Genomic DNA, 16775 nt, shown 5'->3' on the forward strand with positions numbered 1-16775 from the left:
ATGCAAATAATTGATTCTCAAATTTAGATAATTCCACAAGCCTATAGGAGTCAATATTTTATAATAATGTTCCATATTATAAGATGCAACCAATTTCTTGTTTCAAGAAAAAAAAGTTTAAGTCAATATTTCTCACAAATCGATTTCTAAATCTTTTCTATATCTCACTTTAAAGTCCACAAAACACAAAGCACAACATATCAACATATTACAACACAAAAAATCACAATAATCGTAAGTTTTTAAACTTAAAAAGATCTTTTATAAAACTTCAATGATTCTGTTTTCTTGTTGCAAGTTCTAACTTGCAACATATAAATCAGCATCTTAAAGCTAACTTTTCATAAATTTGAGTACCCCCTATTTACAATTACCAATCATTCTTTTCGAAATTAACGAACAGCATAAATTTTAATTTAATGTGGTTATAAATTGTTCGTATCCACTTTGCAATCTCGAAGCCTATGGGACAATCTTTACAAACTAAGAAGTATTTTAAAAAACTTGTTCTGGCATTATTTATAGTTCTTTCCCACACTATAAATTCATATGCTCAAAACTGTACAGTAAATGCTGGAGTTCTAAATGTCACTATTTGTGAAACTGATGCTTTAGTTTTAGAAGGAAGCACGCCTTCGCCAATTATAGGTACGGTTTTGTGGTCTCAAATTTCAGGTCCTGCGGTTGTTATCAATTCTCCAAACAGCACAAGCACTACAGTATCTGGTTATACAGGAGGAAATACTTATATTTTTAGATACAGCGCAGTCTGCGGAGATGGTATCTCAACCTATCAGGATAAAGTAGTTAATGTTGCACCTATCACTCTAGCACAAGCTGGCGGAGACGTAGCCAGTTGTCCGAACAGTGCAGGAACGTTAACCATTACAGCAAATACACCTCAAAATACGGGAGAGACCGCTTATTGGGAAATTGTAGGCAATAATAATGCAGGGGTTGTAATTAATTTTCCCAACTTACCTACTTCAACCATAAATCTGCCTGCAACAAGCTGCGGGGTAACTACATTACAATGGGTTATTGAAGGTCCAGAACTTGCTCCTGGAATTCGCTGTAGAACTACCTCGCAAATTACTGTGACTAATTATGGCGGTGTTAAACCTATTTCGGCAGGACAAGATCAAACATTAAGCAATTGTTACACTACTACACAAAGTACCAATTTAAACGGTACATATGGCGGATGCGGATTAAATGGACAAGGCGGAATATGGACATTTGTAAGTGGACCAAATACGCCGACAATAAACAATCCTACTTCAAATACTACTCAAATTTCAAATCTTACCGAAGGCAGATATACTTTTAGATGGGAAGTAACAGGTCCTTGTGCTTCTGGAAATGATTCCGTTACTATTATTGTTCCTCCAGCAACACAGGACGTAACAACATTGCCTGGCGGTGCCGAAAACATATACTTTTGTGACAATACCATCACTCAGGTTACGCTAGTAGCCCAAACGCCATTGTATGCAGGTGAAACTGTGCAGTGGACACAAATTGCAGGGGATACTGGTGCTCAAATTATCTCACCTACAAATCCTACAACATTAGTTAAAAACATTTCTGATTCGGGAGATCCTTATACTTTCAGATACACTCTTACCAATGCTAATACAGGCTGCGTTTTTACTAAAGACTATAATGTACAGTATAATGGTGCAACGAGAACAATTGTTGCCAATAATGGCAATGATATTGTAGGAAGCTGTAATGCAACAGTTTTTACAATTCCGCTTACTGTAACTGGCACAGGAGTAAATCAATACAGAATTACAGATGGGCCGGCCAGCTCTCCTTTAGGCCCTTTCCCAACTTTATTACAAGATGTTGGCAACTCACTTACTTTAACCCTCACTGCTCCTGGAGATTATACTGTTGAGTTCATCAGAAGTCAAAACGGCGCACTAAATGTAGGCTGTAATTATGGTTTTGACACCATAAACATCCTTGTTTCTGGTGCTCCAACACCTTCTAATGCAGGATCTGATGTGAGTCTTCCTTGCGGAGATACCAGTACAATGCTTTCTGGCGTTGCTACTGACGATGGGTTGCATTTTTGGAGTCAGCTAAACGGTCCTAATGAAGCTGTAATTGCTGATGTCTTTGCTGTAGATACACAAGTAAGCGGACTTATTCCCGGCACTTATGTTTTTCAATATATAACAAAAGGCGGCGGAGCAACCTGCGGATTTTCTATTTCGACCGTAACCATATATGTATCTGGAAGCTCACTAGGTACTACTGACGCAGGACCTGATAATGTAGTTTGTACGAAAAGTGATGTGCCTCTTGCTGCTAAACCTGCAGAAAGTGGTGAAATAGGTACTTGGAGTTACGTTTCTGGACCTGATACTATAACATTTTCTGATATAAATGACCCTAACGCTATTGCATCTGGATTTTTAACCACAAATGGTACATATGAGTTAAAATGGACAATATCTTACTTGCATCCGGGGCCTTCCTGTAGTTCTTCTGTCTCTGACAATGTTCAGATTCTCACCACAAATAGTATTGCTCCAACAAGTTCTGATGCCGGACCTGATACTTGCTATCCAAATGGAACCAGCACCTTTAACTTAAGTGGAAACACACCTGAAGTACAAGACTTTGGTACTTGGACAGTAACACCATCTGCGGGAGTAATAATTGCCAATATAAATGATCCCAATACTATGGTAACCGTTCCAGGAGAAGGAACGTATACTTTTACTTGGGCAATAGCAAATAGACTAAGATTATGTATACCTAGCACAAGCAGTGTAGACGTAACTATTGCTGCTACACCACCTGCTTCCTCAGCAGGTCCTGATCAAGAAACTTGTGGTTCTGTAATAACGATGGCCGCCACAGTCAGCGCTGGTGCAGTTGGAACTTGGACAAGAATATCAGGTGCAGGTAATTATACAATCAGCGATCAACATGATCCTAATGCTGTTTTTACTTTTACATATAGCGGCTATTATATTTTTAGATGGACGGTAAATGCTAATATTTGCGGAGAAGCTTTTGATGATATTAACTTAACTGTTGGAATCCCTCCACACGTTGCAGCTGCGGGACCAGATCAAAATATTTGTAATGCTACCAGCGTTACGATGGCAGGAAATGCTTATGACAGCTTTTTTGAAGTGGGTCAGTGGTCTGTCGTTACTGGTGCTCCAAATCAGCCAAACATTGTTAATCCATCCAATCCGAATACAGTTATTAATGGGCTTGTACAGGGAACTTATACATTTAGATGGACAATTAATGCCAAAAGTGTGTTTTTATGTCCGCCAACATTTGATGACATGATTGTAACCGTTACACCTGCTGCCAATGCTGGTCCAGACAAAACATATTGTGATGTTACCAGTATACAGCTTATAGGAAACGAAAACTCAACTGGAACTTGGACACTTGCTAATACCTCTGGAAATATTGCTGATGTTGTTATTACACAATCTCCTCCAAACAGTTATATTGCAAATGCTACAGTAGTTCCTGGAAACACATATGTCTTTACCTACACCACATCTTCTTCTACCAATCCAGTTTGCCCTGGATCTTCAGATAATGTAAATATAGATGTATTTAGCGGAGCAAGTGTTGATCCTAATGCAGGAGCCGATCAAAATCTTTGTATTGCTGATGTTGCTGGCAAAACAATTTTAGACGGAAACATCCCTCCTCCAGATGTTTCAAAAGCTGAATGGAAATTTGTTTATCAACCATCAGGAAGCGTTGCTGTTATTGAGACACCAACAGCTCCAAAAAGTAATCTTTTAAACTTAACTGTTCCTGGACTTTATATTTTAGAATGGGTTTTTGAAAGTGCCTCTTGTCGAACACTATCTTATATCGTTCGTATTGAAATGAATGCTCCGCCTAGTACTGCAGAAGCAGGACCAAATGATACTGCTGCATGTCAAACTACATACAAAACAGCCGCTGTGCCACCAGCAGTAGGTATTGGAACATGGACTTTTGATACTGTACCATCTGGAAGTACGGCTGTAATAGATAATCCAAACAGTCCTGTAACAACCATATCAAATATTACCGTTCTAGGAACTTATATATTAAAATGGACTGTTACAAATGGTCCTTTTACAGATCCTTCATTATGTCAGCCTTCATCAGACACAGTATCAATAACCTTTAATGACATCCCTCCTTCTAAAGCAGAAGCAGGACCTGATCAAGAACTATGTAATGTTGGTTCTACTACTATGGCGGCAGTTCCTGTAACTTCTGGTATTGGTACTTGGACTAAGGTGTCGGGACCTGCTGTCAATATTGGCGCTCCAAATGACCCTAATTCTGTAATGCTCGGACTTCAGCCTGGCACTTATAAATTTTTGTGGACGGTGACAACATTGAATAATAATGGTTGTATTTCTGAAGATTCAGTTATAGTTACCATTTACGACCAGCCTTCAACTGCTGACGCTGGACCAAATCAGACAGTTCCCCAATTCTCTCCCGTAAACATGAACGCTCTGCCTCCAACAGTAGGCACAGGAGAATGGACTCAAATAACAGGACCAAGTACTTTAGGTTTCGTGGACAGTACATCACCTACAACAGCCGTTAGTGGTACTATTGCTGGCACATATCAACTTCAATGGACGGTAAGCAATGGAAATTGTGCTGTTTCTTCTGATGTTATAACCCTTACAATACTTTCTGTTTCAGATCTTGAACTAACGAAATCTGTATCTCCTACTCATGGGAGTGCTGGAGATGCAGTAACCTTTACAATTCAAATTTTTAATAATAACTCTCTTGGAGGAACAGTAACCGCAACTGGTGTAGCCGTAAGAGATTACATTCCTACTGGATTTACAATAGTTCCAGGGTCTGCAAATTTAAATGGCCAGTATAATGTAGGTGATAATACTTTGACTTGGTACAATCTTACAGTTCCTAATGGAGGAAGGCTAAATTTAACATTCAAAGCTACTATTAATACTGCTGGAAGCACGTTAAATAAGGCTGAAATTGTAGAATCTGATCAATTTGACCCTGACAGCACACCAAATAACCAAATAGAAACTGAAGATGATCAGGATAGTGTCTCTGTCTCAATAGACGTTGCCGATTTATCCCTTCAAAAAACAGTTTCTCCAACTTCTGTAAGCATAAATGATAATGTAATATTTACGATTAGAGCAACCAACAGTGGTCCAAACAATGCCACGGGGGTAACTGTTTTAGATAAGCTTCCTCCGGGTTATACCTATGTAAGCGACAATGGTTCCGGTAAATATAATAGTACTACTGGTATTTGGAATATTGGCAACTTAAACAACGGAAACACTATTACGTTACAAATTACTGCAAAGGTTAATGTTGCAACAGCAGCAAATTATAAAAACACTGCAGAAATACAAACTGCCCGTCAAGTTGACCCTGACAGTACACCAGGAAACGGTCTTCCTGAAGATGATATGGCAAGCGCAAATATTACACTAAAATCTGCTGATCTAGAGCTTACAAAAACGGTTACGCCAACATCTGCTACTGCTGGTCAACAAGTAAACTTTACTTTAAATTTAATCAATAAAGGTCCTGGAAATGCTACAGGGGTAACTGTGCAGGACGTTATTCCTGTAGGTTATACATTAATTCCTGGATCTGTATCAGTTGGAGGAACCTACCAAGTGGCAACAGCTACGCTAGAATGGAAAAATATCGAATTAGCAAATGGCGCAAACACCAACTTAACTTTTAGTGCATTTGTAAATCCATTAGGAAGTTATAAAAATGTTGCTCAAATAACCGCCAGCGATTTACCAGATCCTGACAGTACACCAAATAACGATGACGGTGATCAAAGCGAAGATGATGAAGCCAATGCAGAAATTACCTATATTGGCCCTTCTGCAGATTTATCATTAACCAAAAATGTAGTCGCAGGAAATACAAGTCCAGTAGTAGGAAGTCAGATTTCTTTTGAACTTATCATTCGAAATGACGGTCCAAATAACGCTACAGGAATTCAGGTCAAAGACTTACTGCCAACGGGATATCAATTTGTAAATTACAGCGCAACAGCAGGTTTATATAATAGCACTACAGGTATTTGGAGTGTCGGCTCTGTTGATAATGGAGATGCAGAATCACTTATTATTGATGCCGAAGTACTGCCTACAGGAGATTATAAAAATACTGCTCAAGTAACAGCCAGCAGTTTACCTGATCCTGATAGTACACCTAATAACGATGATGGTGATCAAAGCGAAGACGATGAAGCAAATGCTGTTGTTACTCCAATACAGCCAACAGCTGATTTATCACTTACTAAATCGGTAAATACATCTTCTCCATTAATAGGTTCTAAAGTTACTTTTGAGATTATAGTAACCAATAATGGACCAAATGATAATACTGGTGTACAAGTAACTGATATGCTGCCATCGGGCTACACCTATGATTCATTTACAGTATCTACTGGAACTTATAATCCAACAACAGGTATATGGACAATTGGAAATTTAGTTAATGGAAAATTTGAAACACTGCAAGTTACTGCAATCGTAAACTCAACAGGGGTTTATCTTAATTCTGCTGAAGTAACTGCCAGTGATCTTCCCGATCCAGATTCTACCCCAAATAATAATGTGACAACAGAAGATGATTATGCCGAGATTTCGACAACTCCAGTAACAGCTGTAGCAGATCTGTCTATTACAAAAACAGTAAGCAGTACTAATCCAACAGTTGGTTCTCTAGTTACTTTTACAATTATTGTAACCAATGGAGGGCCACAAGATAATACAGGTGTTGAAGTTACTGACTTACTGCCTTCTGGATATACATATAACAATTTTACACTCTCAACTGGAGCTTATAACCCAACTACAGGAGTTTGGACTGTTGGGAATTTAGTTAATGGTAAATTTGAAACACTGCAAATCACCACTCGAGTAAATGCATCTGGTAATTATACTAATAGCACCGAAATAACAGCTGCTGATCTCCCAGACCCAGATTCAACTCCAAACAATGGAAATACAACCGAAGATGATTATTCGTCAGCTACGACAGTTCCAATATATCAATCTTCTGATCTATCATTAACTAAAACCGTTAATAATGCCACTCCGCTTGTAGGTACATTAGTAACTTTTGAAGTAATTGTAACAAACAACGGCCCGCAAGATAATACAGGAGTTCAAATAAAAGATTTATTACCTTCTGGTTATGCCTTAAGTGAATATACCATTTCGACAGGAACTTACAATTCAACAACAGGTATCTGGACTGTAGGCAATTTGATAAATGGAAAATCTGAAACCTTACAGATAATTGCAACGGTAAACCCTTCCGGAGATTATACCAATATTGCAGAAATTACAGCAGCAGATCTTCCTGATTCTGATTCTACTCCAAATAATGGAATAACAACAGAAGATGATTACGCAGCTGTATCAACAACTCCAATAAATAAATCTTCGGATCTGTCATTATCTAAAATTGTAAATAATGCTACTCCTGTAGTCGGTTCAGTAGATACTTTTGAAATTGTAGTTACTAACAGCGGACCACAAGATAACACAGGTGTTCAGGTAACTGATTTATTACCTTCTGGGTATACATACAGTGGATTCACTGTTTCAACTGGAACTTATAATCCAACCACAGGAATATGGAATATAGGGAACTTAAATAATGGGAAATCTGAAACTTTACAAATTACTGCAATTATAAATCCAACTGGAAATTATGTTAATTCTGCCGAAATAACAGCAGCAGATCTTCCAGATCCAGATTCAACTCCAAACAATGGAGTGACAACTGAAGATGATTATGATACTGCATTTACAGTACCAATATTAAGAGGAACTGATTCAGACTTATCGTTAACAAAAAAAGTAAACAATGCCACTCCCTTAGTCGGGTCTCAAGTTATTTTTGAAATTATTATCAGTAATAACGGTCCATTAGATAATACTGGTGTTAAGGTTCGAGATTTGCTTCCAAACGGATATACTTTTAATGGCTATTCCATCTCTACAGGAACTTATGATTCTACAACAGGAGTTTGGACTGTAGACGGTTTAGTTAATGGAAAATCGGAAACCTTAGAAATATTGGCAATTGTAAATCCTGCTGGTGACTACACTAATGTTGCAGAAGTGATAGCAGCAGATATTAAGGATCCTGATTCAACACCAAATAATGGAGTTGTTACCGAAGATGACTATTCAACTGCGACAACTACACCAATCGATCAAACATCTGATTTATCTTTAACCAAAACTGTAGATAATACAGCTCCCATAGTAGATACAGAAGTCACTTTTGAAATCGTAATAACCAATAGTGGTCCACAGGATAATACTGGTGTTCAAGTAACTGATTTACTGCCAATAGGTTTTACTTTTAACCGCTATACTGTTTCCACAGGAACATATAATGCAACTACAGGATTATGGAATATAGGAAATTTAAGAAAAGGACAATCTGAAACACTTCAAATCAATGCAATAGCTAGTATAGCTGGAGAATTTGTGAATACTACTGAAGTAATTGCTGCCGATCTTCCTGATCCAGATTCAACTCCTAATAATGGAATTACAACAGAGGACGATTTTGCTTCCGTTAAGATATTAATCGTAGAAAAAACTCCACCTCCGCCTCCATTCTCTGATTTATCAATAACGAAGTCTGTCAATAATACAACTCCTCTTGTGGGCTCTCAAGTTACTTTTGAAGTTGTGGTGACTAATGGTGGAAAAGATACTAATACTAATGTGCAAATAACAGATTTACTCCCATCTGGATATACTTATAATTCATTTACAATCTCTACTGGAACTTATAATCCGTCAACTGGATTATGGACTGTAGGAAATTTGATAAACGGTAAATCTGAAACACTGCAAATAACTGCAACGGTAAATCTTACAGGCAACTATACTAATATTGCTGAGGTAACGGCAGCAGATATCCCTGATCCTGATTCAACTCCTAATAATGGGGTTACTACAGAGGATGATTATGCGACAGTTAGTACTACTCCAACAAATCAGGCATCAAATTTATCTTTAATCAAAACGGTTAATAATCCAACACCTTTAATTGGATCACAAGTTACCTTTGAAATTGTTGTCACCAACAGTGGTCCGCAAAATACTTCTGGTGTTCAGATCAAAGATTTACTTCCGTCTGGTTATACCTTTAGCAGTTTTACCGCTACAAAAGGATCTTATAATAAAAATACAGGAATCTGGAATATAGGTTCTTTTGTAAATGGAGATTCTCATACACTGCAAATCAATGCAATAGTAAATGCTGCTGGAAATTATATCAATATTGCAGAAGTTACGGCAAGCAGCATGCCCGATCCTAATTCAACTCCAAATAACGGAGTTACTACAGAAGATGATTATGCTACAGCTGTTGTTACGCCTTCTGTTCTTATGGCCGATTTATCGATCAGTAAAACTACACAAACGGGTAAAACAATTTATGAAATTGGTTCGACTGTTATTTTTAATATCACGGTCACAAATGACGGTCCTGGCGATGCCAGCGGTGTCAGAGTAAAAGATTTACTTCCAGCTGGATTTACCTATCTAACCAATTCGGCAACAAGCGGCATTTATAATTATGCTACAGGAATTTGGACTACTGGAACTGTTAACAATGGAGAAACTCAAACTTTGGATATTTATGCCAAAGTAAATCCGCCAACAGGTGCCGCGAATGAATATACTAATGAAACAGAAATTATTGCCAGTAATATGCCTGATCCAGATTCAACACCAAACAATGGGGTTAAAACAGAAGACGATTACGACAGCACTCAAATCAATGTTTCTATCGCTGATTTAAGTTTAGAAAAAACGGTAAGCAATAAAAATCCAAATGTAGATGAGGTTATAACCTTTACATTACAACTTAACAACGAAGGACCAAGTCAGGCAACCGGAGTCGCCGTTGATGATATAATTCCGTTAGGCTATCGAAATATTACTAATATCTCAAACGGAGGATTATTTAGAAACAACATCATAAAATGGCCTAATTTAATTGTTCCAGTTGGAGGCATTACTTTAACCTATCAAGTTACAGTTGCAAGTCCGCATGGGCTTGACGGTTATGATTATTTGAATATCGCCCAAGTAACCGCAAGTGATCAATACGATCCTGATAGTAAACCAAATAACGATAATGGCGATCAAAGCGAAGATGATGAAGACTCAGAATTCATCAACATTTCGTCAACAGATATTGCTATAAACAAAGAGGTAGACAAAACTGATGTGCCAATGTACAGCACCGTGACCTTTACTATTACAGCTGAAAATCTTGGAAACCTAACTGCTACAAACGTCGAAGTTCAAGATATACTTCCTAAAGGTTATAAACTAGATACATTCGCTGTATCGGCTGGAGTATACAACAGTACAACTGGAACTTGGACAATTCCAACTGTAGCTGTAAAAGGTTCTCAAACTTTGACAATTACAGCAAAAGTGGTTGATTTTAATGATTATTTAAACACGGCTCACTTTGTTAAAATGGATCAAATTGACAGCAACTCGTCAAATAATCAAGACAGCGCAACCGTTGCTCCTAATTGTTTGAAAATTTTCAATGAATTTTCTCCAAATGATGATGGTCAAAATGATACTTTCTATATCGATTGTATCTCACAATATCCAGACAATCAGCTCGAAATATTTAATCGCTGGGGCAATTTAGTGTATTACAAAAAAGGCTATAATAACACTTGGGACGGCAAGGCAGACGGATCTGCAAAAACACTTCCAGAGGGCACCTATTTCTATATTCTTGATCTAGGAAATGGTTCCCCAAAAACATCTGGATGGCTTTATTTAAAATAAAATAGCAATAACCAAAATAGAATTGGCTATGATTAAAAGTATAAAAAAGATTTTCACAATCCTTACAATGCTTTCTGTATTTGGTGCGATGGCTCAGCAAGATCCCCAATACACACAGTATATGTATAATACGCTTAGTGTTAACTCTGCGTATGCCGGCTCATTAGGGCATTTAGCTATAACAGGGATATATAGAACACAATGGGTTGGACTTGAAGGGGCACCAAACACGCAATCTTTTACACTCGATACTCCTCTTGGAAAAAATGTAGGTTTGGGTTTATCTGTTGTAAGCGAAGAAATAGGCCCTTCGGAAGAGCAATATCTTGATGCTAACTTCTCTTACACCATTCCATCAGGACAAACTCATAAATTGTCTTTTGGTATTAAAGGCGGCGGGAGAGTAATTAATATCGATTGGACAAAAGGAAGTTATAGAGATTCAGATGTTCAATTTCGTGAAAACATCACCAATAAATTCCTTCCTGTAGTTGGTGCGGGTTTATACTGGCATGGCGAAAGAGATTATATCGGATTAGCTGTTCCTAATTTTATGACTAGAGAACGATACAATTATGATGATATTGCCGATGATCTAGTCAATGAACGAATGCATCTTTACCTTATTGGAGGAATTGTTTTTGATCTTTCAGCTCACACTAAGTTTAAACCAGCCGCAATGGTAAAGTATGTAGCCGGAGCTCCATTAATTGCCGATTTCTCAGCCAACTTCATGTTCAATAACTGCGTAACACTTGGTGTTTCTTATAGAACAGCAGATTCTGTAAGTGCTTTAGCATCGTTACAAATCACACCGCAGTTTCTTGTTGGTTACGCTTACGATTATACTACGACCGAATTACAAAACTACAATAGCGGCACACACGAAATTATGCTTCGATTTGAATTAGTATCACGCAAAAAGGGGTTAAAATCTCCTAGATTCTTTTAATACTAGCAGCTATGGAAAAAAGAATTATTATACTCGCCTTGCTAATCATCCAAATGGTTAATGCGCAAACAAAGAACAAAACGGCCGATGCTCTTTTTGATAAAATGTATTATATAGATGCCGCAAAATCATATGAACTGTCAGTAAAGAATGGCGATACTTCAAAAGAAATTTTGCAGCGTTTAGGAGATGCACACTATTTTAATACCCAAATGCAAGATGCCAGCAAATGGTACAGCAAACTGCTTGCTGACTACTCTGCCGAAGTTTCAGCTGAATACTACTTTCGCTATGCACAATCCTTACAGGGAATCAAAAACTATGATCTGGCAAAAAAATGGATGAAAAATTTCTCCGAGAAGCAAAAATCATCTGATTCTAGAGCTCAAAACTTCTCTCTAAAAACCGTAACTCTCGAAGATATAAAGAAAATAAAACCGCAGTTTATTCTAGAAAATCTAGAAATAAACTCCGCTTACTCTGATTTCGGGCCGATGTTCTATAAAGGTGACTTAGTTTACTCGACAACGGTAGATTCTTCTTATTTAAAAACAGCAAAATACGGGTGGAACGATCAGCCCTATTTAAATATGCAGCTGGGAAAAATAAGTCCGACACAAACAAACGTAACTTTTAAGGAACGTTTCGCAAAAGAAATTACAACCCAATACCATGAGGCCTGTGTCGCTTTTTCGCCTGATGAAAAAACCATCTATTTTACCCGAAATAATTACAACGGCAAACTAAAAAGAGACGACAAAGGTGTAAATAATTTAAAATTATACTCTGCTAAAGCAGTAGAAAACAGCAATGGCACCGTTCGATGGGAAAATGTAAAAGAACTTCCGTTTAACAGTGACAACTATTCTGTTGGACAGCCAACTGTAAGCAAAGACGGTAAAAAACTCTATTTTGTTTCTGATATGCCGGGAACAATTGGTTCTACTGATATTTTTATGGTAGACATTTTGGGTGAAGACCAATATTCGAACCCTAAAAACTTAGGCGAGAAAATAAATACCAGCGGACGCGAAATGTTTCCGTTTATAACAGACAAAGCCTTATACTTTGCTTCTGATGGTTTTTTAGGTTTGGGCGGTCTTGACGTTTTTGAAAGCCGATTAAATAATGAAGTCTATGATTCGCCAGTAAACCTTGGTGCGCCTTTAAACAGCAGTTTAGACGATTTTGGCTATATTGTAAATGAAGAAACGAATAAAGGTTTTGTATGTTCAAACCGAAAAACGGGAAAAGGAGATGACGATATTTATTCTTTCGAAAGAAGCTGTACACAGTCTATAGAAGGTTATGTTTTTGATGCCATTTCTAATAAAAAAATTCCAGGCGCCATAGTTACACTCAAAAACAATGAAAATCAGCAATTGCAGCAAACTGTTTCTAGAATGGATGGAAAATTTGAGTTTGAAGAAAACATCAACTGCAATACACCATATACTATAGAAGCTGTTAAAGATAACTTTACAACCTCAGCAAAAGCAATAGTTACTGCCGAGAATTCAGGAATAACCGAAGTACCAATTGGACTTGATCCAAGTCTTATAGAACGTAAAGATGGTATTCTAAAAATCAAAATCGGAATTATTTTCTTTGACCTCAACAAATCAGATATTCGTTACGATGCCGCAATAGAACTTAACAAAGTAGTTTTATTAATGAATCAATATCCTACGGTAGTCATTAAGATTGAATCTCATACAGATTCAAGAGCCAATGACCAATATAATCTTGAACTATCTGATCGAAGAGCCAAAGCAACCAGAGATTATATAATTTCTCAAGGAATTGCTGCAGAACGAATTGAAAGCGCAATTGGTTACGGTGAAACCCAGCTTATCAATAATTGCTCAAATGGTGTCCCATGTACCGAAGCACAGCATCAAATGAACAGACGAAGCGAATTCATTATTACAAAAATGTAAAAACCTAAAATTTTAAAGTTTAAATTCCAAACTCCAAGACTTGAATTTGGAATTTAATCTTTAGAATTTGGAATAAAAAAAACGGTATTAAACCGTTTTTTTTATTTGAGTTCTTATCAAGAATATATTAATCCCAATTACTTTTTGTAGAAGCACTATACTTTCCTCCTCCAGTAAAAAACAAAACAAGTGCAGTAAAAAAGTACAAACCAAGCAATTCTAAAGCCCAGCCTCCATGCTCGCCCATTTTAAATATATCAGCACTATGAGCCATTAATACTGCAACAAAACAATTAAAAGCATAGATTAATGCCGCAATTCTGGTTCTAAAGCCAATTATAATAGCAATTGGAGCTAGAATTTCTCCCACTAATACACCATACGAAAAGAAACCCGGAAGACCTTTTTCTACTAACATTCCAGAAATATAGTCTAAAGCTCCATTGAACTTTGCAAAACCATGTAAAAGCATTAATAATCCAATTGTAATACGAAGTATTAACAGACCAAAATCATTGTTTTTTCTCATTTTTTTTAAAATTAAATTAAGTCAGACAAATCAGTTTTATGCACAAACTTTACCATTTTGTACGATAACTGCTGTTAGTAAAAATAACAAAAAAAACATACAATCTAAATTTGTAAAAAAAATATCCAATTTTATTTAAAACAAAATTGGATATTTTTTTATCATAAATAAGCAAACGTTCACTTATTATTATATCTTTGTTTTCAATTTAAATATCCTTTAATTTGAGAACTAGAGATAGTAATAAAGAAGAATTAGTTAAGCAAAAAACGATAGAAATGATTGTAAAGTATGGCATTGAAGGCTTTGCAATGAATCGTCTAGCAAAAGAATGCGGTATCTCTGTTGCAACCCTTTATATTTATTATGCAGATAAGGAGGATCTCATAAAAAAAATAGGGATTGAGATGGGAACATTCTTTTTTAAAAGCTCTTTAAAAGATTTTACTCCCGATATGCCTTTTGCGATAGGGCTTGCTAAGCAATGGGAAAATCGGTCTTCATTTATGATGAACAATACTGATAAATTAGCTTGCTGGGAGATTCTCCAGAATTCAAATTACGGTGACTTCATAGTAAATGAAAGTTTGATGGAATTAAAAGAAATCATGACAAAGTTTCTAACTGGAGCCATTGAAAGAAAAGAAATCGTACCAGTTTCAAAAGAAGTATTTTGGAGTATAGCTTATGGCCCTTTATACAATTTACTGCGTTTTCATGAAAAAGGAAAAGGATTGGGCGGAACCACTCCGTTTAAATTAACAAACGATGTACAACAAGAAGCATTACGTTTAGTAATCAAAGCACTAACCCCCTAAAATTAATAGCCATGAATGTCATGATATTTGCTACTAATATAAAAACAGAAAACAGCAAAAATAAAATTGCAGCATTCTTTAATACAAACAAATCAATCCTGCAATGGAGTATCGATCAAGAAGATATTGATTGTGTCCTTAGAATTATAAGTGAAAATCTAAACGCAGGTCAAATAATCGAGATGTTAAACTTTCTTGATTTTGACTGTAAAGAACTTTAAATAAATGAACGAAAAACAAAAACTAGAAACAGGTTTTAATGGCTATCAAAAACTTGTAATATTTCTTTTAGCTCTAACACAATTTACTGTTGTGCTTGATTTTATGGTAATGTCGCCACTTGGAGATATTATGATGAAAACACTAAAAATTACAGCATCACAATTTGGTATTGCCGTTTCGGCTTACGCCTTTAGTGCTGGAATTTCAGGACTGTTTACAGCAGGATTTGCTGATAAATTTGACCGAAAAAAACTTTTACTTTTCTTTTATGTTGGTTTTACAATAGGAACTGTGTTCTGCGCCATAGCACCAAGCTTTATTTTACTTGTTGCGGCACGTATTTTTACAGGGATATTTGGCGGTGTAATTGGTTCTATTTCTATGGCCATTGTTGCCGATTTATTCAGCCTAAAACAAAGAGGAAAAGTAATGGGATTTATTCAAATGGGATTTGGAGTAAGTCAAGTTTTAGGAATTCCAATTGGTTTATACATTGCTAATGCTTGGGGCTGGCATGTACCTTTTTTATGGATTGCAGCAATGGCGGCGATTATAACATTGGTTTTATTCTTTAAGCTGCAGCCAATTATTGAGCATTTAAGTCTAAAACAAGAAAAAACACCAATTCAACACTTGTGGCATACTATATCAAAACCACATTATCAAGTTGGTTTTTTATCTACTGCCCTGCTCTCTATTGGAGGTTTTATGATGATGCCATTTGGAAGCGCCTTTGCCATAAACAACCTAAAAGTAACTAATGATGAGTTACCTTTGCTTTTCATGATTACTGGTGTTGCAACACTAATTACCATGCCTATCGCTGGAAAACTGAGTGATAAATTCAGCAAATTCAAACTTTTTGCTTTTGCCACTTTGTTTGCTATAATTGTAATGAATGTTTATGCACATTTTGCCGCGACTCCATTTTGGATTGTATTAGTTACCAACATTTTGATGATGATGGCCATTATGAGCAGAATGGTGCCTTCAACAACATTAACCTCAGCGATACCAGAACCTCAGGATCGAGGAGCTTTTATGAGCATTAACTCTTCTTTACAACAAATGGCAGGAGGTTTTGGTGCTATGATCGCTGGATTAATCATTGTACAAAAAGACAATTATGCACCATTAGAACATTATGATACGCTGGCAATGGTTGCTTCTGTTATTATGCTTATAAGCATTTATTTAGTCTCTCGCGTCAGCAAAATTGTTTACAAAAAGTGATAAGAAGTAAGCTTTTATTCTAAGCAAAATAAAACCTAAACTAACAACTTTAAACTCCTGCATTATTTGTAGGAGTTTTTTATTTGTCTGTAGGGATAAAAACTAAAAAGTAAGATATTTTTCTGTTTTTAGAGAACGAAAATGTCTTTAAAATCTACCCTTAAGATTCATCGAATACAAAGAAAACCCGCTTTACCGGACTTTATATAAAAA

General features: G+C 36.5%; 7 protein-coding genes. 6 read left to right on the forward strand and 1 reads right to left on the reverse strand.

Annotated elements, in window-relative coordinates; genetic code table 11:
• Positions 1 to 464: 464 nt before the first annotated feature.
• From ACHRVL_RS11135 to ACHRVL_RS11145, 3 genes are read left to right on the forward strand one after another with little or no spacing between them, the layout of a single operon-like run.
• Positions 465 to 10868: a PKD domain-containing protein gene (locus ACHRVL_RS11135; RefSeq protein WP_395412730.1), complete on the forward strand. Its 10404-nt coding sequence runs from the start codon at positions 465 to 467 to the stop codon at positions 10866 to 10868.
• A gap of 28 nt (positions 10869 to 10896) precedes the next feature.
• The gene (locus tag ACHRVL_RS11140) at positions 10897 to 11820 is read left to right on the forward strand and encodes a type IX secretion system membrane protein PorP/SprF (protein ID WP_395412732.1); all 924 of its coding nucleotides are present in this window, start codon (positions 10897 to 10899) and stop codon (positions 11818 to 11820) included.
• 11 nt (positions 11821 to 11831) lie between these two features.
• A complete protein-coding gene (locus ACHRVL_RS11145) occupies positions 11832 to 13760 on the forward strand; it encodes an OmpA family protein (protein WP_395412734.1) in 1929 nt (642 codons plus the stop codon).
• 127 nt (positions 13761 to 13887) lie between these two features.
• Here ACHRVL_RS11145 and ACHRVL_RS11150 read toward each other — a convergent pair whose 3' ends face one another.
• On the reverse strand, positions 13888 to 14289 hold the full coding sequence (locus ACHRVL_RS11150; RefSeq protein ID WP_395412735.1) for a DoxX family protein: 402 nt from the start codon (positions 14287 to 14289) through the stop codon (positions 13888 to 13890).
• 224 nt (positions 14290 to 14513) lie between these two features.
• Here ACHRVL_RS11150 and ACHRVL_RS11155 point away from each other — a divergent pair, with 224 nt between their 5' ends.
• The 3 genes from ACHRVL_RS11155 to ACHRVL_RS11165 are packed head-to-tail and all read left to right on the forward strand — an operon-like array spanning position 14514 to position 16562.
• Entirely contained in the window at positions 14514 to 15107 is a 594-nt protein-coding gene (locus ACHRVL_RS11155) for a TetR/AcrR family transcriptional regulator (protein WP_395412737.1), read from the forward strand.
• Between the two features lie 11 nt (positions 15108 to 15118).
• The gene (locus ACHRVL_RS11160) at positions 15119 to 15328 is read left to right on the forward strand and encodes a hypothetical protein (RefSeq protein ID WP_395412738.1); all 210 of its coding nucleotides are present in this window, start codon (positions 15119 to 15121) and stop codon (positions 15326 to 15328) included.
• Between the two features lie 4 nt (positions 15329 to 15332).
• Entirely contained in the window at positions 15333 to 16562 is a 1230-nt protein-coding gene (locus ACHRVL_RS11165; protein ID WP_395412741.1) for an MFS transporter, read from the forward strand.
• Positions 16563 to 16775: the final 213 nt, after the last annotated feature.

Origin of the sequence: Flavobacterium sp. FlaQc-28 (assembly GCF_044007415.1) — a bacterium.
In the GTDB taxonomy this organism is placed as follows: Bacteria; Bacteroidota; Bacteroidia; order Flavobacteriales; family Flavobacteriaceae; genus Flavobacterium.